22 protein-coding genes are annotated in these 24322 nt (G+C 49.6%); 8 read left to right on the top strand and 14 right to left on the bottom strand.

Annotated features, from left to right (window positions below):
* Positions 1–36: 36 nt before the first annotated feature.
* Positions 37–1158 carry a TDT family transporter gene (locus tag BLU70_RS12025; protein ID WP_074693619.1) on the bottom strand — a complete coding sequence of 374 codons (1122 nt, stop codon included), beginning with the start codon at positions 1156–1158 and terminating at the stop codon, positions 37–39.
* 125 nt (positions 1159–1283) lie between these two features.
* Here BLU70_RS12025 and BLU70_RS12020 point away from each other — a divergent pair, with 125 nt between their 5' ends.
* The 3 genes from BLU70_RS12020 (at position 1284) to BLU70_RS12010 (ending at position 4142) form a co-directional block, all read left to right on the top strand.
* Positions 1284–2174: a LysR family transcriptional regulator gene (locus BLU70_RS12020; protein ID WP_074693618.1), complete on the top strand. Its 891-nt coding sequence runs from the start codon at positions 1284–1286 to the stop codon at positions 2172–2174.
* 71 nt (positions 2175–2245) lie between these two features.
* Positions 2246–3649 (top strand): amino acid permease, encoded by a 1404-nt coding sequence (locus BLU70_RS12015; protein WP_074693617.1) that lies wholly within the window; start codon positions 2246–2248, stop codon positions 3647–3649.
* 148 nt (positions 3650–3797) lie between these two features.
* Entirely contained in the window at positions 3798–4142 is a 345-nt protein-coding gene (locus BLU70_RS12010; protein ID WP_074693616.1) for an AMP-dependent synthetase and ligase, read from the top strand.
* A 672-nt stretch (positions 4143–4814) separates the two neighbouring features.
* Here the strand turns inward: BLU70_RS12010 and BLU70_RS12005 are convergent.
* From BLU70_RS12005 to BLU70_RS11985, 6 genes are all read right to left on the bottom strand, one after another.
* On the bottom strand, positions 4815–5171 hold the full coding sequence (locus BLU70_RS12005) for a YciI family protein (protein WP_074693615.1): 357 nt from the start codon (positions 5169–5171) through the stop codon (positions 4815–4817).
* A gap of 165 nt (positions 5172–5336) precedes the next feature.
* Positions 5337–6602, bottom strand: a complete 1266-nt coding sequence (locus tag BLU70_RS12000; RefSeq protein ID WP_074693614.1) for a glycosyltransferase family 87 protein — start codon at positions 6600–6602, stop codon at positions 5337–5339.
* A gap of 471 nt (positions 6603–7073) precedes the next feature.
* Positions 7074–7460 carry a ubiquitination-like system serine protease family protein gene (locus BLU70_RS14995; RefSeq protein WP_476774931.1) on the bottom strand — a complete coding sequence of 129 codons (387 nt, stop codon included), beginning with the start codon at positions 7458–7460 and terminating at the stop codon, positions 7074–7076.
* A gap of 6 nt (positions 7461–7466) precedes the next feature.
* Positions 7467–8873: a HesA/MoeB/ThiF family protein gene (locus tag BLU70_RS11995; RefSeq protein ID WP_074693613.1), complete on the bottom strand. Its 1407-nt coding sequence runs from the start codon at positions 8871–8873 to the stop codon at positions 7467–7469.
* Positions 8874–8901: 28 nt separating this feature from the next.
* A complete protein-coding gene (locus tag BLU70_RS11990) occupies positions 8902–9270 on the bottom strand; it encodes an E2/UBC family protein (protein WP_074693612.1) in 369 nt (122 codons plus the stop codon).
* A gap of 3 nt (positions 9271–9273) precedes the next feature.
* Positions 9274–9531 (bottom strand): multiubiquitin domain-containing protein, encoded by a 258-nt coding sequence (locus tag BLU70_RS11985; protein WP_074693611.1) that lies wholly within the window; start codon positions 9529–9531, stop codon positions 9274–9276.
* An 881-nt stretch (positions 9532–10412) separates the two neighbouring features.
* On the opposite strand from BLU70_RS11985, the gene BLU70_RS11970 reads away from it, so the two are divergent.
* Positions 10413–11522, top strand: a complete 1110-nt coding sequence (locus BLU70_RS11970) for a DNA cytosine methyltransferase (protein ID WP_074693608.1) — start codon at positions 10413–10415, stop codon at positions 11520–11522.
* Between the two features lie 33 nt (positions 11523–11555).
* Here BLU70_RS11970 and BLU70_RS11965 read toward each other — a convergent pair whose 3' ends face one another.
* Together BLU70_RS11965 and BLU70_RS11960 are read right to left on the bottom strand one after the other, a co-directional pair.
* Positions 11556–13160, bottom strand: coding sequence for an AlwI family type II restriction endonuclease (locus BLU70_RS11965; RefSeq protein WP_074693607.1), 1605 nt, complete (start codon positions 13158–13160; stop codon positions 11556–11558).
* Positions 13161–13164: 4 nt separating this feature from the next.
* Positions 13165–13677: a hypothetical protein gene (locus BLU70_RS11960; RefSeq protein ID WP_074693606.1), complete on the bottom strand. Its 513-nt coding sequence runs from the start codon at positions 13675–13677 to the stop codon at positions 13165–13167.
* Positions 13678–13819: 142 nt separating this feature from the next.
* Here BLU70_RS11960 and BLU70_RS11955 point away from each other — a divergent pair, with 142 nt between their 5' ends.
* Both BLU70_RS11955 and BLU70_RS11950 read left to right on the top strand, forming a co-directional pair.
* Positions 13820–14269: a very short patch repair endonuclease gene (locus BLU70_RS11955; protein ID WP_074693605.1), complete on the top strand. Its 450-nt coding sequence runs from the start codon at positions 13820–13822 to the stop codon at positions 14267–14269.
* The gene (locus BLU70_RS11950) at positions 14262–14624 is read left to right on the top strand and encodes a hypothetical protein (protein ID WP_074693604.1); all 363 of its coding nucleotides are present in this window, start codon (positions 14262–14264) and stop codon (positions 14622–14624) included. The genes BLU70_RS11955 and BLU70_RS11950 overlap by 8 nt, the downstream gene beginning before the upstream one ends.
* Positions 14625–14761: 137 nt before the next feature.
* On the opposite strand, the gene BLU70_RS11945 is transcribed toward BLU70_RS11950, so the two are convergent.
* Positions 14762–16702 (bottom strand): helix-turn-helix domain-containing protein, encoded by a 1941-nt coding sequence (locus BLU70_RS11945; protein ID WP_143027535.1) that lies wholly within the window; start codon positions 16700–16702, stop codon positions 14762–14764.
* A 1181-nt stretch (positions 16703–17883) separates the two neighbouring features.
* On the opposite strand from BLU70_RS11945, the gene BLU70_RS11940 reads away from it, so the two are divergent.
* Positions 17884–18879, top strand: coding sequence for a site-specific integrase (locus tag BLU70_RS11940; protein WP_074693602.1), 996 nt, complete (start codon positions 17884–17886; stop codon positions 18877–18879).
* 106 nt (positions 18880–18985) lie between these two features.
* Here the strand turns inward: BLU70_RS11940 and BLU70_RS11935 are convergent, their stop codons facing one another.
* The 3 genes from BLU70_RS11935 to BLU70_RS11925 all read right to left on the bottom strand — a co-directional run bounded on the left by BLU70_RS11935 (position 18986) and on the right by BLU70_RS11925 (position 21397).
* Positions 18986–19351 (bottom strand): hypothetical protein, encoded by a 366-nt coding sequence (locus tag BLU70_RS11935; RefSeq protein ID WP_074693601.1) that lies wholly within the window; start codon positions 19349–19351, stop codon positions 18986–18988.
* 625 nt (positions 19352–19976) lie between these two features.
* Positions 19977–20351: a hypothetical protein gene (locus BLU70_RS11930; protein WP_074693600.1), complete on the bottom strand. Its 375-nt coding sequence runs from the start codon at positions 20349–20351 to the stop codon at positions 19977–19979.
* A 236-nt stretch (positions 20352–20587) separates the two neighbouring features.
* Complete coding sequence (locus BLU70_RS11925) at positions 20588–21397, bottom strand: DUF3800 domain-containing protein (protein ID WP_083341283.1); 810 nt, start codon at positions 21395–21397, stop codon at positions 20588–20590.
* 812 nt (positions 21398–22209) lie between these two features.
* Here BLU70_RS11925 and BLU70_RS11915 point away from each other — a divergent pair.
* On the top strand, positions 22210–23886 hold the full coding sequence (locus tag BLU70_RS11915; protein ID WP_074693597.1) for a recombinase family protein: 1677 nt from the start codon (positions 22210–22212) through the stop codon (positions 23884–23886).
* On the opposite strand, the gene rlmH is transcribed toward BLU70_RS11915, so the two are convergent.
* Complete coding sequence (rlmH, locus tag BLU70_RS11910; protein ID WP_074693596.1) at positions 23839–24318, bottom strand: 23S rRNA (pseudouridine(1915)-N(3))-methyltransferase RlmH; 480 nt, start codon at positions 24316–24318, stop codon at positions 23839–23841. The two genes, BLU70_RS11915 and rlmH, sit on opposite strands and share 48 nt — an antisense overlap.
* Positions 24319–24322 lie beyond the last annotated feature (4 nt).

Genomic DNA, 24322 nt, shown 5'->3' with positions numbered 1-24322 from the left:
TACACCCCATCTTACCGTTTACACCCCATCTTACCGTTACGCTCGCTTGGCCTGCGCGCAAACATGCTCACTGCCCTCCAACTGGTGCACCGCTCGCCATGTCATGAGTTCCCCTTTGACGATTCCCATCGTTGTACGCACAAAGACAACTGTAAAACACACCCACAAGATGGCAAGCTGGACGACCCCCGCTATCGCAAAAAACGAATGTCCCATAAGGTGGTCAAGGGCATAGGTTCCACTCGTAAAACTGCCAATCGGAAATACGTAGCTCCACCAGCCAAGGTGAAACGGCAGTCCATCTCCGCGACGAGTCACGTGCAAGAGCGTATGCATTGTCGATATGAGAATCCACCAAACGCCAATGCCCCACATGGCCATCGCAAACACCTCGGCAAATGCATGCAAGGCGTTTGCATACGCCCCAAACAGATGATTTGCCTGAATAGGCAAGCCGCACATCGTCCCCATCGACATGCCAATAGGCCCAATTTCCACCCATAGGCTCGGTGCCTCCTGGCCACTCAGACGGCGATGATATACCAAACGCGCATAGACCAAGGTGCTCATCAGAATAAATAGAAAGAAGGTCACGCCGAACATGGCAACGATAACAGCCAACATGGCAAACTGCACTGCGCTTCCACCCACGTATGGAAGGAGATTGGTTCCAGTAGCCGCCGCAACAATCGGTGGCACCAACGGAATGAGCCATGAGGCTACCGTCTCTTCGCGTTCGACGCGATGTTCGGCAAACAAAAGGTATGGAACAACAATGACCGTGAACAGCGACGCCAATGTGCCAGCCAGCCAGATGCCGATACTGATGTGAATTGCCAGTAAGCGTGGCAAGAGGTGGGTTCCAATCAAAAAGTAATCGTTCCCTACCACGTTTAATCCCATGGCGAATGCACCATAAAAAAGCGCTCTCCCAGGTTTACGGAAGTCGTCCACCGCAGTTTCCGTTGCGAGCACCCAGCGCAAGAGCCACATGACAAATGCAGATATAAACACCACATTCAACGCCGCAAACAGAGTGACGCCCACCACATGTTGCAATGGGATGGTTATGGGTGACGTGTATGTCAGAGCAGCAACAATGCCAATGCCCATTACCGTTGTGAACCAATTTAACCCGAATTGTCGAACGACGCGCATACAGGTCTACCCCCTTCTGTGCTAATCGTCTTTATGGTATGTCTTGTTAACGATTAGGTAAAATAGATAATGTCAATATAGGTGATAAGGAATTCATTATCTTTATGTCACAAGGGGGGCATTGCGTGGATTGGCAACTTCGCGTGTTTGTCACCGTCGTGGAAGAACAAAGTTTCACACATGCCGCAAAGAAATTGCACATTAGCCAACCGGCCATCAGCCAACACATTCAAGCGCTCGAACAGCGACTCGATGTCCGCCTGCTCGATCGCGAACGGCGAAGGATTCGCTTAAATCCTGCCGGCGAGATTGTCTATCGACATGCAAAGGAAATCCTCGCGCTATACAGTCGCATGGAACGCATGCTAGAGGAAGCCAAAGAGGAGCCATCCGGCTCCCTGCGCATCGGCGCCAGCCTTACTTACGGCGAATATGTGCTGCCGCATGTGATTGCCTCGTTTCGCAAGCGGTACCCGATGATTCAACCTATCGTCGAGATCGCAAATACACAAACCATCGCCCATCGCGTAGCGGTGCGCGATCTCGATATCGGCGTGGTGGAAGGTCGCGATGTGGTGCACGATGACGTGGAACTGACGCCTTTTGCCGAGGACGAGTTGGTCGTTGTATGCGCGAAGAACGCGCCGTGGCCGCCTGAAGGTGACGTCACCCCGGCTGATCTCGCGGCAGCCAACTGGATGATTCGCGAACCTGGCTCAGGCACGCGGGAATTTGTCGATCAGCTCTTTATCCGCCTCGGTATCGCTCCCACGTCTGTCGCCGAGTACAATAGCACGCAAATCATTAAAGAATCTGTGGAGGCCGGACTTGGCATTGCACTGTTGTCGCGCTGGGTCGTTCGCAAAGAGCTGGCATGGGGAACGCTGCGCATCGTACCGGCACTCCACGAACCCATCACCCGCTGGTTCTCGATTGTCACGCGGCGCTCCGCGTTTGAAACGAGGGCGACCATCTTGTTTCGGGACTTTTTGCAGAGTGGGAAAAGTTCACCATAGGCTGGAATCCTACACAAATGTCCCTGCCTCGGCCATAGGGTAAGCGTAATAGCCTACCTGGTGGTGATGGCATGGACAACGAAATTGGAAACGCATTGCGCAGTGAACGGCACTTGCGGCGGGCACTCTCGGCCCGTCACGTGCAGATGCTCGCGTTTGGCGGCGTGATTGGTGTCGGACTCTTTTATGGGGCGACCGTCTCCGTACGACTCGCTGGCCCATCCGTGATCCTGGACTTCGTGCTGTGTGGCGTGATGGTGGCCATTGTGATGCGCGCTTTAGGCGAAATGACAGTTGCCGATCCATCCGCGGGATCGTTCGCAATGCTTGCGAAGCGCAGATGGGGTGATAGGCTCGGGTTTGTGACGGCAGGCATGTGGTGGTTTTACTGGGTGGCGACCGTGATGTCGGAGTTAGCCGCCATCGGCAAGTTAATTCAATTTTGGGCGCCAAATGTCCCGGCCTGGTTGCCAGGTCTGATTGCGCTCGCGTTATTTACGCTATCCAACCTGCTCATCGTGCGCATGTTTGGCGAGATCGAATACTGGTTCGCCGTGCTGAAGGCCTTGGCCATCGCCGTCTTTATCGTGTTTGGTTTACTCATGATGGCGACCCCCTGGTTGCATACTGGCGGTCCACTAGGTATCGCAAACCTGTACGCACACGGCGGCTTTCTGCCAAACGGATGGCTGGGAGCCGTGATGGCCCTGTCGCTCGTCGTGCAGGCCTACAGCGGTATCGAAACGCTTGGCGTCGAGGCCGCGGAAACAGCCAACCCGAAACGCACGTTGCAACGCGCCTTTCGCGGCGTGACCTGGCGAGTACTCGTGGTGTATATCGGGTCCATGTTCGTCATGCTTTGTGCCTTCCCATGGACTTACCTCATTGACCATAACGGCAGTCCGTACGCCCTGATGTTTGCACGCGCCGGCATCCCGATTGCGGCAGGCCTGGTCAACTTAGTCATCGTATGTTCCGGTTTGTCGTCCTGCAATACGGGCCTTTATGGTGGTAGTCGTATGCTGTATGCCATGGCTCGACAAGGACAGCTCTCGAGTGGACTGGCGCGCCTGAACCGAAAAGACGTGCCCCACGTAGCTGTCTGGCTGACGTCACTGGCCATCGGAATTGGCATACTGATCACGTACCTAAACTCAAATTACGCCTATGTATGGATCACCAGTGCCTCCGCATTCGCGTCGTTGTGGACCTGGTTTATCATTCTATTGCTGCATGTCACCGGGCGCAGGGTAACCATGACATCTGCATCGATCACAGAACATTCCACATTACGCCGACCAATTCTGTCCTACCTCGGCATGTGCTTGCTCGTCGGCACGTTCGTGTTCATCGTCCTATCGCCACTCACGCGCGTATCCGTCTTTTCTGGAGTCGTGTTTCTGTTGATTGTATGGATATACGCACTTGTGCGCTTTCGCGGTGCTAAAGGCGATCACGATGAGACCAGACGGTAACACATCCAAGAGCCACCCTACACAGCCTACAAAGGTGTGCATGGGACAAAGCGCGATCGCACTTGCAAATTGGTATACACCGCCCTGGACGGGGCATTCTAGCCTTCGAATTGAGTTTACCAAGTTTGTGTAAAACGGAGGCTTGTGCATGGATAACCTGAACACGACGCACACCTATCTGAACCAGTGTCGACAAACGGTACAGCAATTGATGCAGCAGACCCAACAAGCGTCGATGCAGTATCAACAAATGATGCAACAAGAACTACAAAACGCCCAAACGCTCGAACAGCTGGCGCAACGAGAACGCCAAGCCGCGCAAATGATCCAACAGGCGTTACAAGGGCACCAGATGGTCATGCAACAACTGCAACACATTCAGCAAATGTGTGACAGGTTGGGCGCGGAAGTACAATCCGCATACCAGCGCCCGCTATCCACGCCCGCTTACGGCCAGACACATACGCCGAATTTCTCCATGTTTCATCAGTGATTGGCAACGTGGCTGCCCCACTCTTATCGGGGCAGCCACTCCAACCGTGACGGTTGATAAACCTGCGGTGATGATGGTAACCATGGTACGAGCCATCGCTAGTCTACATTTTAAAATGGTTGAAAGCAGATAAAAACTGCCCTCTGAGGCTGTATGCAACGTTAAGTGGTTGACAATCGTACAGCTTTGACGGACCATCTCGATAACGCTTTCAGGATGTCTCTGAAACAGGAGGGCACATATGCAAGAGAACTTCGTTCGTTTTCTACATGATTACACGTGGACAACAGCGGCAAACGAGCTCCCTGAGGCCACACGCCAAGACTGGGTTCAATCCTCCATCTGCCTGAATTATAAGGAGGTTATCCACCTGTCCGAAAAATGGAACAAGGATTCGCTTCGTGCCTAGGATCTCTATCCAAAATCACATGGAATTATGCCGTTCTTATACTCCCTCTCATGAATGTATGCGACAGTGCATTCTGAACCAGGAGCAAGGCGGCACTTTTTGTGTGGTTTCAATCGTATACCCACAAAATCGCTCTTGTCCGGTCAGGAAGACCTGCGCACAGTCATTCCCCCACAACGATGTTGAATCGCCGAAGTGCCAATCAAAATGACAGCAACGCCATCACCTCGCGTATTTCCACCAATAAATCCTCTAGATACCGATCACGCTGAATGAAACTGCCGTACTTCAATTTTCCGATTGCAAGCCCTCGATCCATCAGCGGCAAGCCTAAGTGCAACGCTCATATCAGGAGCATCAATGATCCATATTCCAGCGACATACTCCTTTGATTCTGAGGATGGCCCGTCAATGACAACGGCATCTCCACTGCGGTTGTCTATCACAGTGGCCGAATTCGGAGATCCGAGACCGCCGGCGAAAAGCAAGTGGCCATCGGCCATTAGTCGGTCATTGAAGGCGTCGATCGCCGCTCTCTCGTCCGAGGTTGCCGTGCCATTCGTAAGCTCGGCATCGGACCGAATGGTCATGTCATCCATCACGAAAAGTATGTACCGCATGTCAGGCTATCCCCTTAGATCAATTAAATGGCACAACGTAAACGCTCGGCTCTATGTACTTTCAGCTGCTTCAGAGAATGACCATATCCATTCTCGGTTTTGGAGTGTCCACTGTATTGACTCAATACCAAACACTCTTGAATAAAAGCTGGTTAACTCACCCCCTTATAATGACACGTCTAATTGTTTTAGGGTGCTAGGACGTTGTAAAACAAGCAGCATGACGATAAGGCAAACGAGAGACACAAACATTTGTGTGTGTAACCAGAAAAGCGACGGTACTCTCCGGGTCAGATCATTGAACAAGAACGTCACCGGCAAGGTCTGAAGACCGTATGCAAGTGCGATGATAGCAAGGTACCGCGACTTGATACTGACGTTCATCCGTTCTGCCATGTAGAGTCCGGTTAACATTGCAGGTAATGTGAAAACCATATGCGGTTGTTCAAGCAACGGCGATACCGAGATGGGTAACATCGACGTGAGCCCTACACTTACGTGAGCCTCGGTGTGCTTGGCCTGACGAATCCTCCACACAATTGCCGCCAAGACCGCTACGGCGTAGATATTGAAGGTGAACTGGAGCATAGGTTGGTGGTATAGACCCTTCAGATGAACTAGGAAAAGTTCCATCACCCCGAGTAGCGACTGATTGTATGGTGCCGGCCCATTTTGCATACTGTCGTGGCTAAATTGTAGGAAGTGGATAGCGTATCCAAACGTGCTCCCAGGTCCCAACCAGCACCATGATGTCAGTATGATCAAAGCACCGAACACAGCTGTGTACCATATCGTCCTCCATTTTCGCTGCATGGCAAGCGGGAGCAAAATGACGATGGGGGTAACTTTCATCAAAATAGCCAGGGCTATAGGCAGTGCAGCGGCGGTCTCTAATTTACGTCGATATAAAAGATAGAAAGCGAGCGACAAGCAGCCGAACAGCACCGTATTCACGTTGCCCACAGCGAGGTCCAATTGAAATGGAGTCAAAGTCATTACTGCAACCATGAGACCCAACAGATAACCACGGCGCAATCTCCCCCACAACAGCTTCGCCGTCCAAAATACGCCGAATACGCCACATAGAACCGTTAACAACCGCCATACGGCCAGCGAAACTCCAAAAGGCAACCAGGCGAGCCAGGAGAATAACCAAGCAAATTGGGGTGGATAGACATATTGATTGTGCATATCCATTGGATAGTGGTGAGTTTGCAGAAATGCACGCTCCGAAGTACCACTGTATAATGCGGCCCATGTCACGTGCCCCTCGATGACATGCAGGAATGCCGTATAAAAAAACGCATAATCATAGCCCAGGAAGTGGATATGCGCTAAACCCGTCCATTCCTTCCAAACACACACGATTACGATCACGATGGCACAGGAGAACCACCATAGCCGCAGACGTCCCAACCACAGCACACTCACCTACAAGCCCTCTTTCCAGTTAGATTTCCAAAATGCTGAGTTGGCATCACAGTATTCATAGTTTACAAGGCGCACCTCGAAATGGTCTTTGTTTGCTCCCAGCGCCTGTAGGCATCCATACTGGTTATAAGGGCATGTACAATTATCACGAAATCGGATAACGATTATCGGTTAGTGCGTTTATGGCATAGACATGTGCGCAACTTAGCGACAACCGTCCATTCAGCCATGCAACACAGTGCTCTGATCCTCAGTTTACTTGTGGTACGGTTCACCGTACCAATCTAAAGGTGACGGATGTACTTTAGGAATTCGGTCGGAGACGTCACGGGTGGTTTTAGATAGTCTCATCCAATCCCGGAATCCCTGAGAAATCAGGGTTTTCCGGGGTAGCATTTCACTGTTAGTCACGGGCCGTCACGGATAGCATATGGGCACGATATGGGCAACATCCACCTGTTTAGATCGTAATCACCGAAGACCGGACTTCTTCTTCCTTATAGAACGGTTCGGCTTTAGTTCTGCCCATACTACCTTGCTCCGCTTTATCCAAAAGTGAGCTCCACACCCCGGCGCCGCTACATCAACGGAAGGATATACCGATATAGTTCCATTGTTTTCGTATGTGACTTGCCAATGGGGGCGCCGATTCGACATCAACGGCAGGCTGTGTATTGCACCGCATCCGCATGGACATGAGAACTTTAGCCATTTGGGACTTGTACCGCCCATCACGAGAACTAACGTCCCGTCAGGTATCAGATCCGGTTGCTCGTCCGTTTCAATGATATTTCCAAATATTTCGATTCCCCGTTCACCACGAAAGAGTTTCCATAGTTGCTTCGCCCATCCAAACACGTTTTACTACACCTCACATTCCGGTTCAGCCATGAAGAGCATTCCAAGAAACTGTCTTCGATCACCCCGTCCAACTTTCTTATAAGTGGTACAGGAGCATCCTTCTGAATTTGGGACGGGACGAAAGCTGTACGCTGTCGAGTCCAGGCGCCAAAGAATGTCTCTTACATCACGCTCGTCTCCCATGTACCCAGTGATAAGATGTAGCATCTCCATAACACTTTGAGTAGCGACCGCCGTGGTAAAGCTCACGACTGCTGGATCCTTCTCCTCAAGTTCTGGCGCATATCCTTCCTTTACTCTTTGCTCACGCAACTCCGCCGCCATTAGTTCAGCAGCTACCAAATCCATCCTGATCCATTGTCTACAAAGTAGGCAATTCGCCTTGGGTCGAACTATCGTGACACGGCCTAGCACGCTACGGAGGTAGCCCAAATGTGAGTCAATCACAACCCCCATATCGATGAGAGGGATATAGTAATGAATGGATAGCTCATTTAGAACCATCCGGCCGGCTTGGTCATCAGTACAGCCAAAAATAAGGTCACAGTTACGGAGGTCACGAGCGACTGACTCGTAAATCACTTTCTTCTCGATGACATGAACTCTCGTCCCGAACCCAATCTGCTTGATCATGTCTTCCATTACTTGAACCTTGCTACGGCCTTTATCGTATAGGCCACTGCCATGAATCCGGCTTATGTTTGTGTCTTCCACCTTGTCAGGGTCGACGATTGTCATCTGACCTACGCCAAGACGTGCTAATTGCTCGAGGACTGCGGAACCAGTACCGCCACACCCAACGACTCCGATATGGAGGTTCTCAAGCAACCTCTGTAGATCTTTACCAAACGCACGTATTTGCCGTTCAAAAAACCTCTTTGGCATTACGGTCTGCGGAGCTGGCCCATTTGCCGGAATCAAAAACTCGTATCTGCGACCTATGATACGAATCAAATTGAGTGGGATTGGTCGCAATTCATCACCATCGTCGATCCACACTCGTCCTGATAATGTATCTCGCCCGCTAAACACTAAACTACCGTGAATGCCGAAGCCAACACGAATGTAAGCCGTACGAAAGAGTTTTGGTTCCTCGAGATCATCCTGCGATGAAAAATCCTCAAATCCTGGGGGATGAGAATGCACAAGGAAAAAACACTCTTGGCGGTCAGCCGCCTGCTTCAACACAGGAACAAAAGAGGACGATGGGATAGACAGATGCTTGTCGCTCTGTTCTTTCAATGTATCGGGGGAAACTAGGACCACGGTCCGAACTAGAAACCGAATCTCTGACTGGGTTTGCGAAATTCCACATAACAAGTACGCCGCCTGTTCCACTGAGGAATCCTCAAACAGGTGGGCTGTCAATTTTTCGTAATCGTCTGATACAAAAGTCATTGAGTATCGCAAAGGGCTCAACCTACTTCTGCCGGTGATTTCAGGCCCGTTCCAAAGAATTTTGTATGACCCGTAGATGGCTTTCCAAACTGTCAATATTCGGCCGCCACTGGTAGTGTCTTGAAAATCGTTGCCAACGGTCACCGAGATAGTTCTCGAAGTAGTCGGCTGCCTGTGGATAAGCACCTGATGCTTTCAACCGAATTTCCGGTCGTACCCAGAACATATCAAGGGGATTCATGGGATAAAGTCTCGGAATGATGATGAGGACGTCAGTCATATCCAGGGTGAACTTGCTTGGCAATTGGTAATCCTTTATCACAAGCAGGGTGCGCTCTGGCTCTTCATGAATCTCAAAACGCCATCCCTTCTCCGTCAAATACTGCTCATCATCTTCTAGCAGAGGCATAAACTACCGACCGCTCCCAGGATTGATAACGGGTGGTACAGAGAAAAACTTCATTCCAGACTTCAATTCGATACTCTGGGTGTTCTCAATTTTGTCGTCCTCTCCGCTGTGTACCTCAAGCCACAACTCGTAGTCTTGAGGAATACCTGCCAAGCTTTTAAGTTCACTACCTGTCATTGCATCCTTTTCAATTGGATAGCGCTTTTTGTCTATGAAGATGTTTCCATCGTGGTCATGATGACTCTGGTCATGATCCGCCATTTTGACGCCCCCTGCTTATCTGGATTTTCAAATATTCTGCCGCTATTATATCCGAATTCTACCAATCCAACAACGCTAGGCCAACTCGCTCTTTCACGGTTCTGTATGAGCGTTTTTTTTGTATGCGTAAACATAGGTGGTTTGGTCGCTTCCGCCTCCAGGACCGCCATCTGTCCCCAACGTTTCAATGAAGTATTTCTCAATTCGTCGGGCCACTGTTGAATTCTCCGCATTTCTGTAAATCCAGGCGTCCTTTTTTTCGTCGACAGTATGATCAGAGAACAACCTGTCTCGGGCATCGGCTGCAATTCCTACATACCAATTTGAATATGCACCCCCGCACTGCTGAATGTGAGCGTCGATCTCACTTTTGATGGTTTCCTCGCTCTTAGCCATTACTATCACCCCGGCCAATCAGAATTTTATAACATTACTCTAGCACAGTTACTTCCTTTCAGCCCCGAAATCTCGCAAAAAAATCAGGTTTTCAAATATTATTGAGAAAGGTGAGGAGGCGTCACGATACAATTGATGACCGGATATATTGCCTGCAAAAGTCAGATCTCCCCGATGATCTCTCGATGTTGCTCAAGCAGGCTGACGTTGCCTTTCTCAAGGATGATGACATTCGAGCGGATGAACTCATCACACACATCGAAGCCGAATGCAGTAGGCTAGGGTTGGTCTTATACCGGGATGAATATATGGAAGATTGACTATTGCGGCTTCTTCACATCAGGTTGAGCCCCTTGTCATACTCAGACTAGTGAGGGATTTTCACCTTCTTCGCATCCCACCCCATCGCCTTCCAATTTATGGGCTGCAAAATGTTGCGACGTCCATTATACTTAGAAGGAACGTACGTTTGGGAGTGGTGTGACATGATCTTCAAAAAGGGCGAATTCTTCAATGGACCTGGGGGATTTGGACTTGCTGCCAAACTTGCCAGAGTGACGGACAAGCATGGAACCGAGTACCGTGTAGAACATCAATGGAGCAATGACATTGATGAATCTGCGTGTGAAACATATATCCGGAACATCTGCCCAGACCGACCAGAGTCAGTTATTTTGGGAGACGTACGAGAACTTGATATTGAACAACTTGAAGGGATCGATGCGTTCACTTTTGGGTTTCCTTGCAACGACTACAGTCTTGTCGGAGAACATAAGGGATTGGATGGAGATTACGGCCCTTTGTATACATATGGCGTCAAAGTGTTGCGGCGCTTCCAACCCAAGTGGTTTATTGCCGAAAATGTGTCTGGGCTCCAAAGCGCAAACGACGGTCAAGCGTTCAATCAAATCTTGGTTGATTTGATTGAATCGGGATATAGAATCACCCCCCATCTCTACAAATTCCAAGATTACGGTGTACCGCAAACTCGACACCGAATTATTATCGTCGGGATCCGGGATGATCTTGGCCTTGAGTTCAAAGTACCCGCCCCAACGCATGGACCTGGTACTTCGAAACCATATCGTACTGCACGTCAAGCATTGATGGACCCTCCCATTGCTGACGATGCGCCAAACCACGAATTCACCCGGCATACAGCCAAGGTGATCGAATTGCTTAACCATATTCCTCCCGGAGAAAATGCTTGGTATGAAGGCATTCCTGAGAACCTGAGACTCAATGTTAAAGGAGCAAAGCTCAGTCAAATATACAAGAGGCTGGAGCCGGATGCCCCTGCGTACACAGTCACTGGTAGCGGCGGAGGCGGCACGCATATTTACCACTGGGATGAGCCGAGAGCTCTTACTAATCGAGAACGGGCGAGACTTCAGACTTTCCCGGACGATTTTGTGTTCTGTGGTGGAAAAGAGAAGGTCCGTCAGCAAGTTGGTATGGCAGTTCCTCCTCAAGGTGCGAAGGTAATCATTGAAGCCATCTTGAAGACCTTTGCTGGAGTTGAGTACGAATATACGGATGCCACGTGGAATACGGAGGACTTCGTACCGGAGAGACAAATTGTGCTGTCGCTATAAGATATGGACTCCCGTTTCCGGGAGTCCTCACTGTTAATTCCGGAGAAATTCACCCAAGGTAGAATACGCCTCGTTCCTTACTGCACGGAGAAACTTCGAAATTCGCTGTTCCCTTGACAAATTATTATCCATACAGTAGTCCAAGAACCCCAATAGGACTCTTGCGCTAAGCATGATTCCTTTGATTTCCCTGCCTCGAATGGTTCTGGCGGCCAGTTGACTGATCTTTGTTAAATTCCGTTCTCCACTCCAGTCCGCTGCTGTAACGTAGCCGAAAAACATCACTTTTCGGCCATCATATCCATCGTAGTTTGGAATGTATTCACTGGCCATGTGGGATGCCAGGCTCGCCGAAAGGGCGAATTTGTTCTTGTAATTCTTAGCGTCGATGATGCCGCATTCACGATCACCGTACTTTAGTAGAATTTCTATTTCAGTCTCAACATCCGCATTTGGTTTTGGACGCATCTCTACGTCAAAGCCAATTGCTTTGAAGATCTCACCGGTCTTGTCTTCAAATGCCCTGTTATCGGGTTCGTGCAAATACGTCTCGACAAAATCTTGATTCAATGCATGGGAAACGTCCTGGGTGACTTCATTGGTATATTTCTCTGCATCCTTTTCGGGCAGCTCGTTCAACAAAATCGCCTTGATCTCATCACGTGTAAGTGCGCCTATATCGGGATACTCCGCAAGCATCGCCCTAACCTTGTTCTCTGTCTTCCCCCTATTCGTTGCTGGCTTGACATTGCCGTAAGCACTCGCTTTGTAACTGTCGACATCAAGGCCGTTGTTCTCGGCCATCCGTTGCAAAGAAATCAGATACCGTGTGTTGAAAGGATACCGCTGGTCAAAAACCTCCATCAGATCAGAAACCTGTTTACTGTCGGACGGATTGATCCTTAAGGCTTCTCCCCTGATGTATTCAACAAGGCCCGTGTACTCGCAAATAAGCATGAACGTGTGTGCGACGTCACCGTGAGCAACTTCATAATCCCGAGCTGCCCTGTCGGATCGTTCCCGGTGGTCATATTCTTCAGCAATAGACTGCTTCATCAGTTCTCTCTCAGCAGGAGATGCGTTTCTGAATGCACGGATTTTGTCAGTGACCACAGATAATTCATTGTCTGTTTTGGCGGTCAGCGCAAAAAATGTGATTTCTTCCTTTGTTACGAAATAGTCCAAACAAGCTTGGTTCGTCAACTTGATAAGAAACCGAGCAGGTCTAATTCGAAACCCGCTTTCAAAAGGCGGTCGGAACCCTGACTCCAAGAAGTACGCATTGGGAATCTGAAGTGTAAGAATCTGTTTGGTCACATTGTCGTGTACCTTTTCCTTGTCGAGGACTTTTTGTCCGACTTTTGTTAAACGCAAATAGCCATCGTCGTCTGTATACACATAAGCGAAAGTCTTCAGCATGGCCGCCCATGTTCTCCCTCCCGAGCCGTCATTGCTGATGTGTTCCCGTTTGATTCCCCTGGCGTTCAACGCCTCTTCATATTTCTGGTGCACTGCCCTATTGCCTGACCACTTAACTTGAAACCCGTCTGTGGCCTCTGCGAGTGCCAGAAGCGCATCCCGATGGAATTTCGGGTCTCTTTCAGGCCTGGTGATAAACCAAATTTTGCGATCAGCCATAACATCATCTCCTCTTGGACTGTAACGTTTCAAGAACGTACTCAAACGCATGGATTTCTTCATCAGTAGCCTTCTTTTGTACCCCTTTCAGAGCCTCAACATAAACTCTCAGTCCGACAAAAAAATCTACAAGCGTTGGATCGAGATCAGCCAATGTTTCGATATCATCCGTTCTAAGATCGAGCGCCAACGCACTTAAGCGGAACAGATCTCCATCAAACAATGCCTCTATGGCGGGAGGATTCCATTGGAATTGCATTTTTGCCTCGCTGAGCTTGGACACCGCAGCGAACAATTTGAGAAACGTTGATACTCTCATGTCTTCCAGCCCGTTAAATGCATTGTTAAACCAATTTCTAGCTCTCCCGCATGCTTCACTCAATTCGCTGTGTGAAATCTTCCTTGCCTTCAGTTCCCTGTCCACGTTCCTTGTAAACCGATATACAATGATCTTGTCGATGAGCCCTCTAAGCGCATCTGATGTTGGGGTACTCTGTGGTTTTTCTGAGCTTTGCAAGGGTTATCACCCCAAAACGTGATTTTTTTGAACTGCGATCGCATTCTTATCGTATGTTGTTTTCTGTTTCCGCATGTCATGCCATGGGGTGATTTGCTGAGCAAATTGGTGGATTATTTTCATCCGGAGGGTGGTGAATTTCATGGCGGATAACTTGTCCCCGGAAATAAGACGAAAAAACATGCAGGCGATTCGTTCGCAGAACACTATAATGGAAAATCGGGTTTGTTCGGCTCTGTGGCGTCGAGGATTGCGTTTTCGAAGAAATGTCCGCAACTTGCCCGGTAAACCGGATATAGCTGTGAAAAAATATAAAGTGGTTGTGTTTCTCGACTCCTGCTTTTGGCACTCATGCCCGCAACACGGAAACGCACCGGCGACGAACATGGAATACTGGTCGCAGAAACTTCATGGAAACAAAGCCCGTGACCAGGAGGTGAATGCTTATTATGAATCAAAAGGATGGAGCATTCTTAGGGTTTGGGAACATGATGTAAAGACTGATCTTCAACAGACAGTGGATACAATCGAACAGTTCATCCGCAAACATGAACGAAAATCTCCTAAACAAGGTGGGACGAATCATGGATGACCTGTGGGGAATCGTACATGAGGTTTTCGAAGAAGGCATGGGTCGACCATTGAGCGTGGCCGAGAATGACAAATTTCTGGCATGGATGACACAGTACCCAATAAGAAGTGTTCTTGTGGGTTTTGTGCAGGCAATTGGACGCAAAAAGTTCGCCTTCAACGTCATCGAAAAGTTCATTGCTGAACATGCAGAGAAGCATAGTCATCAAGCTGATCGAGTATATGTTGAAGCGGCGGATCTCAGTGACATGGAATTACGTAAGAAAGCCCAGCGGGTGTTGGAAAGGGCATTACAAAGCGATGATGATCGCATACGGCTTAAAGCAAGCGAAGTGATTCTACAATACATACATTGATAAACTACGGAGGCTGGAACAATTGCAAATGCGATTATGTACTTGAAACGCGCTGCGCGCGTTTCAAGCTAATCCGGACAAAAAACGCCATTCCTTCACCCGTTTTCTCGTTGATGTTCAGCTGTAAAGAAAACTCCTTACCCTGCCGAAGCCTCTTCGTTCGACGCCTGAGCGACATAGGCTATCACCGACAAGTACAAGTCTCTGGTCTCTTCGATCGTCCAATCGTGTGGAGAAACCAGCGACAATTTTATTGCAACGTACCTCTTGCACACAGCGGGTGCATCCGGCGGCAACAGTCTCGTCACGAGGAACACTGATGCAGAATCACAGGGTTCAGTTCCCTGAGCAACAGTGTAAGCACCCTCGTCGATCGGTAATACCACGTAGTCATCAGGCAGAGGAGAGCTTGACCACCAACGGGCAGCCTCCCTCAAAATATGCCGCACACGCTCGCACCGCACACACGTGCAGCTCCACACCACCTCCGTCTCGGCACATATAGATACAACCCTACGCACCTCTTCGTTGACACCTGAAGCAGTGTTGTTCAATGCTGTCACTGACGTCTTCAACAAGCGCCGAATCTCGCCTTCTGAACAGTCCAAGACGCCTGCTATGCGACGATTACTAAGGCCCTGTGCCTTGAGTTCTGCGATACGTCGGCGGCGTTCTTGGGCAGTGGCCACATACTCCTCACGAGTCATGCTGCTCTGTTTACGAGTGCTCTTGGATACACAATCAAGACGAAGAACTTGCAAGCCGGACTGTTCCTTTGGCGTAATTTCCAGCCAGTCCACGATTTTCTCCGTGGAGTACCAGTACCGCTTTATCTCTGCATAGCGGGTCTCACATTCGACGACGTAATCGTCTAGGGGTGACTTCAAACGCTCGTTAAAGGAACGGGTCATCTCAAGCGCCTTTTCGGACTCATAGGCACACAGCGCAGTGACTCGGTACAGGAAAACTGCCCTACGACGGCGATCTCCGTCGAAGGCACCCATTTCCCGCAGGGTTTCGAGGTCTTGTAGCCGTTTTTTTGCCTGTGGAACAAATGATACAACAACATTTTTGTTGGGTTCCTCAGCATGACCAGGCTGGGATTCGTTCTTTGCCGTAGAAGCTTTTCTCCTTTTACTAGCTTTCGACGAACGCTGTGTAAAAGGAACGACGTTGGACGGCGCCCGAGCCGGCTTTTCCTGCTCCTCCGACAGCTTGGACTGATTCTCGTGTTTTGACAGCCATTCCTCAAATGGAATCCAGTCGGGCATCACCCGCTCGCCAAATTGGCGGAGATCGTATCTCTCTGCCCGAAGATACAGAACTTCTGTAGTCTTCCCACGTTTGCTGTTAAAGCTTCCGTCTGGCCGCAGAACACGCACAACATCGCTGACTCCAGTATCGACGCCATACGGCTGGAAAATCTCGATAAGCCGAGCCTCAATTTTCTTCCAAAGATCCACCTTGTAGTGACTAACGGGATTGATCCACCACACCAGGTGGATACCGCCACCGGTGAAGGCCACTACGTTAGGCGTTGGAACCATAACACCAAAGCACTCTCGCACCTTAGTCCAGGCTTGCGCTACGGTCATGCTGGTGAGTTCCAAGATGTCAAGATCCACATACAACGAGCGTACCTCTTTCACGGTGTTCTCCGTCCGCCGTCCTGCGACAAAACTCGGGTTTTGGACGAAGTAAAGGTCCCTCATCCCCCATTGAAGAAGCAGTTCCTCCGTTATTTCATTGAGCTGATAGGTGTACTGTCTGCTGCGTTTTACCGGTCGAATGAGGAGCTTGCTGCCGCCATCCTTGCGTAGTTTCTCAAGGCGTTTTTCGGCTTTGATAGTCCGTAAATCAGCCAAGTATTGCACCTTTTCTTCCTCTGAAAGTTCTTCCATGCGATTTTGTTCGGTTTCTGTGAGCTCGTACGCAGCACACGATATTACCCGCTCGTACACTGGTGTCAGACGCACAAAAATCTGGTTACTCCAAGATTGACTGTCGTAGAAGTCCAGTTTTTGAAAAAATGCGATCCAGCCTTGTGTACCCTCGTGGTGTTTTTTGATGTGATCCACAGCACGTTTGGCTCCATCCATCTCCTGCCGCAACTGTTCAGCCAGCGACGGATTTTGACCTGGTGTGCTTAGTGATTGTGAGGAACGAACACAAAGCGCTGTTCGATTCGCTACCATTCGTAGCTTTTGATGGTTGTCGACCGTCTTGGCCATACGTCACCCTCCTTTCGTCAAACAAAAAACCGACTTCTCAGCCGGGCGACTTGAGAAATCGGGATGATTTCCAGGGAGGTGCTTTTAACACTTGCAAAGTCACTATAACTTTGCGCATAGTGACTTCAGCAATCACTCCAGTCGTCGCCTGACTGGGGGGCATGATATCCGTCTCGGTGTTCCAAGCACCGGGGCGGATTTTGCGTTATAAGCAATGCCCCACTTCTTGACGGAAAACCTACTGAGCCTTGATCGGAAATTGCAAGTGTCACTCGATACCGAAAAAATGTTTGAAGGTGGCCTTGCATTGGAAGAGCAACCGTTTATAAGATCGCAACCGTTGAACAAAGGAGAGATGAAGGGAGAGATGAAAAGGTGAATCGCACACCCATATGAGTGAATCACGTCTACAGGCTGGAAATGAGATTGAACCCTCGTTTTATAGAGATGGAACCCCTCGGTAATAAACGCCTCTTGCAAGAAATGCGAACGGGTCTTGTAGCCCCGGCGGTGCCCAAAGCCGCAAAAGCTCCATAACGGAGGGCTGGTCATAGACCAAGCGCCTGGTGCGTCAGATCGCTCACCTAAAACCGAGCGAGAAGCCCGACAAGCCTAGTTGCAGCGGCCATGGGCATGGCTGCACAACACGGATGACAGTCCGCATAGGTAATCTGCTCAACCCATGTACCACCTTTTTCAAACCTTTTGCTTTACTTGTTTTCAACCCTTTTGAAACCGGTTCAAACCCTTTTCACACCCCTACGTTTCCTCCTGCTATGGCAAGCGAGAGAGCAAATGGTCGACGCTCTACGTCGACCATGCAGCGATTGAAGCGAGCTATCGCAGGAGGAAACGTAGGGGAACAACAAGGAACAAAATCGGGAGATCCTTTATAGGAAAAGGGAATGAAAAGATGAAAAACGTAACCTACGGAAAAAAGGCCGGGAAAAAGGGTGGAAAAGAGATGAAAAGATAGGAATAGACCGGTTTTTTCGTTTTACATATTTTGGGTCAAGGAGGTGATACAAATGAAAAATCCAGGATTGGTTGATGCCGTACAAAACGAAGGGATATACCGGTCTCTTTCGCAACAACTCGAGAGTGTGTTTCGGCACGCTAACCAAGGCGGCCATAATACACGAGAGAGTTACGAAGCGTGCCTCCGGCGTTTCTGCGCCCACCTGGCGGACGACTATCGGTTGCAGAGCCTGAAAAACTTTGATGCGAAACACGTATTCAGTTATGCCGATGGAATGGTTGAACGAGGCCTTTCAACGAGCTCGATGTATAAGGAGATAGATGCCCTCCGATACCTTGATCGCCAACTTCCGGGACATCGCCACGTTCCGGAAATTGATGACATCCGGCAGTACCTGGCGGAAAAAGGAGAACAAATGGAAAATCGACAGACCGAAGCCGTGGAACGGGCATGGTCCCCAGCAGAACTCGAGCGAGCCCTCAATCTGGCGGTCCAAAAGGCGAGCTGGTGGAAAGTTGAACAGTTTCTCAAGGTCGACCAACACCTCGGTTTTCGCATCGGCGGCTTCGTCAGAACAACTGTCGAACAAGTCAAGGAAGCTCTTCGTGATGGGGTTTTCCATGTCAGGAGGGGCCAAGAAAAGCATGGTCGTCCGAGAGATATCCCCCTTACTCCAGAAGCCCGTCAGGTTCTTGAAGGCTTGCTCAAAGTGGCATCAGCCCATGGAGTACTAAACGGCTATATTGTGGTGGACCATCGCAAGAGAGAAACCATGAAAAGCGTATCCAAGAGCATCCAAAACTGGCTGTACCGATACCGAGATGCCTTTCAGGACAAAGATCGAGGCAAAGGGGAAAAGAGAGCAAATCTGACGGCCCACGGGATCCGACATCACTACACGCAGAATACACTGGTGGAAAACGTAGAGAAGTACGATAACATCCGAGATGCGAGGAGAGCCACCTCACAAGCTATCGGACATAATCGTGACCAAATTCTCGACACGTACACCGTTGGTTCACCGCTTCACAAGGTCAGGAGCTAGGTGGACTGGATGATCCTACGCCCCGCAAGGGGCGGATGCGTCCTGAAGGGGCATGTATAGGACCCTCATCGCCGGATGATGAGGGTTGTGAGGCCTACCGGGGCCTCTACATCGGCTTCCGCACATACGCTACTACCGCTTTTTCATCTGGAGTCATGGTGCCGTAGGCCTTTAACAGCAATTGCTCGATCACATCGCTGTCACTCTTGTACTTTAGCGACATCGCCCTTAGTGTGGCATACGCCAAAGGGGACAGATATGCACCAACACGCTGTTTCGCCACCCCCTCTGTCTCCTCGATGATTTCAGACACCTGGGCATGTCGTGCCTCCCGCCGCTTTGCCGCATAGCACTCCAGACAAATCGTCGGGTTAGCAACTTGACGATAGGCGCTCCGTGGTTTGTCAGTCCGACAGCGTTGACACGTGATTAACTCCTCTGTGCCAATTGTAGTTTGGTTCTGCATCTCCATGATGACCACCTCCTATGATCAAGATGGAGACATAGTGCCAAGGGTTGATGGGATAAAACAAGTCTTTGTTTGCGGAAAGCGCTACAATCAGCCCACCAATCAAGCAAACCTTCACTGCACATTGTTGCAAAAGCCTCGTAGTCTAAGGAACCACGTAACTGAAAGAACGTTTTTCGAAAGATTTTTGATCAAATGAGAGAGAATTTTTGAAAATTCACTTTGAAATACGGTGGTGAAGGCAAAACACCACGTAACTGAAAGAACAAAACCACGTAACCAAAGGAACGGAGACCACGTGAGCAAAAGAAATAACCTCGTAGTTCAATCAACAACCTCGTGGTTCAAATGACGCTGAGCCCTACGACGATACCTTTGAAGGTGCATAAAAAAGAATTAGCCAACCCTGGTTATAGCAGATCTGGTGGCTAATTCTGTACGGAAAAACAACTTTTCCCCTTATGATTGTACCGGAAATCCAAAGGAAGGTCTCGCACGAACCACAGCTCTCCGCCCACAACAACTTTGCGAGCCGGTGGTAGCAGGGTCTGGGCTGCGTGTTCGTCAGCACCGGCCGGGCGTCGATTTTCTCTCCTCCGCCGGAACCACTTCCACACATGCTTTCACCTCACTCAACTCTCTGACCGTCACGTAAAATCACCTCGAGGGGCACACGTGGGCACTGCTGTTCATCATCCGACACCCGCCAGATTATCCATTTGGGCTGAGCCTCTATACAAGAAAAATAGGCATCAGGATCAGCTCGCAACGCACGCCATGGCCCACCGGCCTTTGCTAGATTCGTCACATCATAGTCGTATACACAGCCATCATTCAGGTGTGCACGAATGGTCCATAGCTCCGGAGCCTCTACGGAGATTATTTCTTTCTTTTGACCGTAAAACACCTCGATGCCATTCGTCGCCGGAGGGGGGGTGATGCCCTTGATCACAAACCATCCGCTCTCGCCCTTTGGTACGATCTCGATCCTCTTGTCCGCCATTTTCGTCACCTCGATCACAGTGAAAAAACTGATGCATCCCGGTCGCTTTGATGATTGAATACTTTCAACGCACTCCCGTCTTATGAACGAGAGTCACTCCGGAAATGACGAATGGCCCCATCTCACCTACTAAGGAGCCCACGTAGGAACGCAAGCCTTCGGATCGACAGAGCCATATCTTCTTGCATACATCGTAAACAACATTTTTTGAATTTGCAATACAGAAAACCGCCCAATCAGGTTTCGTTAGGAACGAACAGCCAGTGTCGGTATGGTTGTTCCCAACGGTCGGCATAACTATTTGTTCCCGTTGTTACCCCAATGTTGAAGTGTGGACGTATTTCACGAAGTCTGCGATTGATGTGATCGTACAAGTCACTTTTGGCTTTAGTCCGTTTTGCTCTAAATCGGGACCCTTCCGGTTTGACAAGGTGTAATTTGTTTAATCTGAACCACATTGCACCTGTTACAATGTCAGCACATTGTAGGATTACATGATCATGTGAGGTCGCTTCGATTATGTCTTCCGTTCGAATTTTCAAATTTGACTCCAAGAAAGTCCGCTGAAACTGCAATCTATAGATATAGTCCTTAAAACGTTGGGCTTTCTCACGAGTGTCAGGTATTTGGTCAAAGAAAATCTTCAAGTAAACCGGGTCCCGTGAAGGGTTGGAATACGCCAGACCAAATGCATGCTTGAAAAATTGGTAATACAACAGGAAATAGGAATCGTCACGTTGTTCCCTGGTTAAGTTCCGCAGCCGTGGCTCTGATCGTTCTTTTTGCTGAAACATGACACGCATCTTTATTTTGTCAGCCTGCACCAAATCAAAGAATACATCCATAAGGCCCTTGTATTTATCGACGTACTGCGCCGTTACCTTGGTCCACTTCATTTCACTCGTCAGATGATTGTCGGTCTTGTACTGTTCAAGCGCATCGACAACTTCATGGTAGTCCACCGATCGTACAAGTGCTCCTCCGTAAAAATTCGTGAAAAGATCCCCGTTCTTTTCTGATTCGTCGCAGTAGATGAGATATTCCACAAACGAACTCCTCTCGTTGCTTCTCACGATCGTTCTCATAGAAAATCTTCTATTTCGGTGAGTAGCAACAAATTATGGCATCACTACTATACTTACTCTCACTATGTATCCACCACAAGTTCGTGGTGGATAAGTATATCTATGCGGCGATATCAGCGTGTTCTTGATTTTGCTGGTCTTCGGTTTCCATCTGTATCGTATTGCAACCAAACCGTAATTTTGGACTTTGCGAATATCCTCGTATTACCATGGCGGCAATACCCTAGCAGCAAGTTGCACAAAACTTGTTGAAATCCTAGCTCCTGGGGATCTGATTCGTAAATTTTGACCTTTTGCCACGCATCCCTGTAGGCTGGGAACATCAAATCAGAGAGGAAGTGGTGTTATGCAAAAATCGGAAGTCCTTTACTCACGTACAGACGAGGGTGTGGAGTTGAAAAAATCATCATCCCATGCCTGTCACGGCTTTTTCTGGACTGGCCTGAGTGACCAACTCCATACCGATATCCTCGCCGAATTTCAATACTATGAATCGCAAGTGCGGTCACAGCGGGCGAAGCTGTCCCGCCAACGTCTCAAGTAAATGTAACCATTTTTTCGAGCATGTGACCTTACACAATCGCTGGGGGTTCAGAACAAATGTCGGATTTGAAGGGCGGTGACGTAAATGGAAGAGAACACTGGGACGCAGACCGAGTTGCTGGATACAATCGCCAAGATTTTGTTTTTGGCATTACTGCGCTCTGGTATGCTCGAAGAAACGGCGGACGCCATCGAAGCGGCCTAATAATGACTATGTGGGGGTGATTCTATTGTCACAAGCATTGAAGATCTTGTTGATTGCGATCTATATCAGGGTATCAACCAAAGCACAAGCCGATGAAGGCTATAGCCTTGATGGCCAATTGGAGGCATGTAAAGACCGAATCAAACAAGAGTACGGCGATGATGTTCAGTTCCAAGTCTACGTGGACGGAGGTGAAAGCGGGAAGTCAACAAATAAACGTACAGCACTGAAACAAATGCTGCGGGATGTCAAGGCAGGTAAGATTCACGCAGTCCTGACATGGAAAGTAAGTCGGCTGGCGAGAAATATGACTGATTCGCTTCTCATTGTTAAAGAAATCGATGAGAGTGGCGTGGAATTCGTCTCCTTGAAGGAAGGGAAGTACGGTTCACCCCACGACAAGTTAAGATTCAACATCTTGAGCGCTGTCGCCGAATACCAACGTGAAGAACTTGCGGAAAATGTGCAGCTCGGCATGACTCAGAGGTCCAGAGAAGGGTACTGGAACGGTGGCAGGGTCTTGGGGTATGAAAGTGTGGATAAAATGCTTAAAATCGTGCCCCAAGAAGCGGCGATCGTACGACTCATTTTTGAGAAGTGTGTTCATGAGCGTTGGGGCGGAAAGCGACTGACCAACTACCTCAACACATGCGGGTATCGGACAAAGAGTGGGAAGCCTTTCAAGGTGGACGGTGTGCATCGGATTCTTCGCAATCCGATCTACAAAGGTTATGTGCGGTTTAACCAGGTCGTTAATTGGGACAAGCTCCGGCGGAAGGGCACAAACAAGGAACCTGATATCACCAAGGGACACCACGAACCCATTGTTGCTGAAGAACTCTGGGATGAGGCGCAACGTATTCTCGATTCTCGTGCAACGGGTGTCCCCCGTCAATACAGTGGCACATTCCCTCTCACAGGGCTGACGAAATGCCCAGAATGCGGGTCATATATGACAAGCATGTATGGCGGTAAGCGCAAAGATGGCTCCAAGCGGCGGTATTATGTATGCGGCGGTTATCATAATAGCGGGAGAGCCGTATGTCGGCCCAACTACGTTCCCGCCGAGCGCCTGGAGGAAGCCGTTTGGGAACGTTTGGTCAAAGCCATGACTACCGACGAAATCCTTCAGGAACTTGCACAGCGGGTGAACACCCAGATTATCCGCCACAATGATTACGAACCAGATGGTTCGCAACAATTGATGCGTCGGTTAGAGGCACTTGAGGAACAGAAGCGTCGCATTCATGAAGGATTCGAGGCAGGGATATACACTGCGGCTGAATCCACCGAAAAACTCAAACCGATAAGAGAGAGTATCGCAAAAATTGAGCAAGAACTGGCCAGCAACGGCGTGACAACAGACCAGAAAAAGACCAGCTTACGCCCCGTGACACCTGCTCAGCTTGGACGGCAGTTGCAGGAGTTCTTCGAACTCAAAAAACATCTTGACGTAGGAGAAGTCAGGCAGTTGCTTCAAGCCAGTATCACGAAAATCGAAGTTCACAACAAGTCTCTCAAAAGAGTGCATTTCTCGTTCGTTATGGGAGAGGAGTCCTCGGAACCCGATTCATCGGATCCAGAGGATCCCGTACATAACCCCGTCGAACATCTTCTGCTTTACCGGACCATTTTTTTACCCCAAAAACGTCACCTATCGATGATACGGTTCCCCCCGCATAATCCTGATCCCGCGATATAACTGCTCGAGCAGCACCACTCGCGCCAGTTGATGTGGCAGCGTGATCGGCCCAAAGCTCCAGCGCATCGTCGCCTGTTTCCGCAGGCGGTCGTGCACACCACAAGATCCGCCAATGACAAACGCGAGCCTCCCGTACCCCTGCGCCTGCAAATCGGCGTACGCCTGGCTCCAACCGTCCGATGACAGCTGCTTCCCACCAATGTCGAGCACGATGACACCGTCGCGGGGGCGTAACAGCTTTTCAATGCGATCCGCCTCCCGCCTCAAAGCCTGCTGCCTGTCCGCTTCGCTCATCCGCTCCGGCACCGGCTCGTCCAAAACCTCGTGCATAGTCAGCTCGACATAAGCCGAAAGGCGCTTCTCGTATTCGCGAAGCGCCTCCAGCCAATACCGCTCTTTCACTTTCCCTACCGCGATCACGGCAACCTGCATGTTC

This window comes from Alicyclobacillus hesperidum, assembly GCF_900107035.1.
GTDB lineage: Bacteria > Bacillota > Bacilli > Alicyclobacillales > Alicyclobacillaceae > Alicyclobacillus > Alicyclobacillus hesperidum.
The sequence above is the reverse complement of the archived record's forward strand: the minus strand, read 5'-3'. Positions and strand labels throughout refer to the sequence as shown.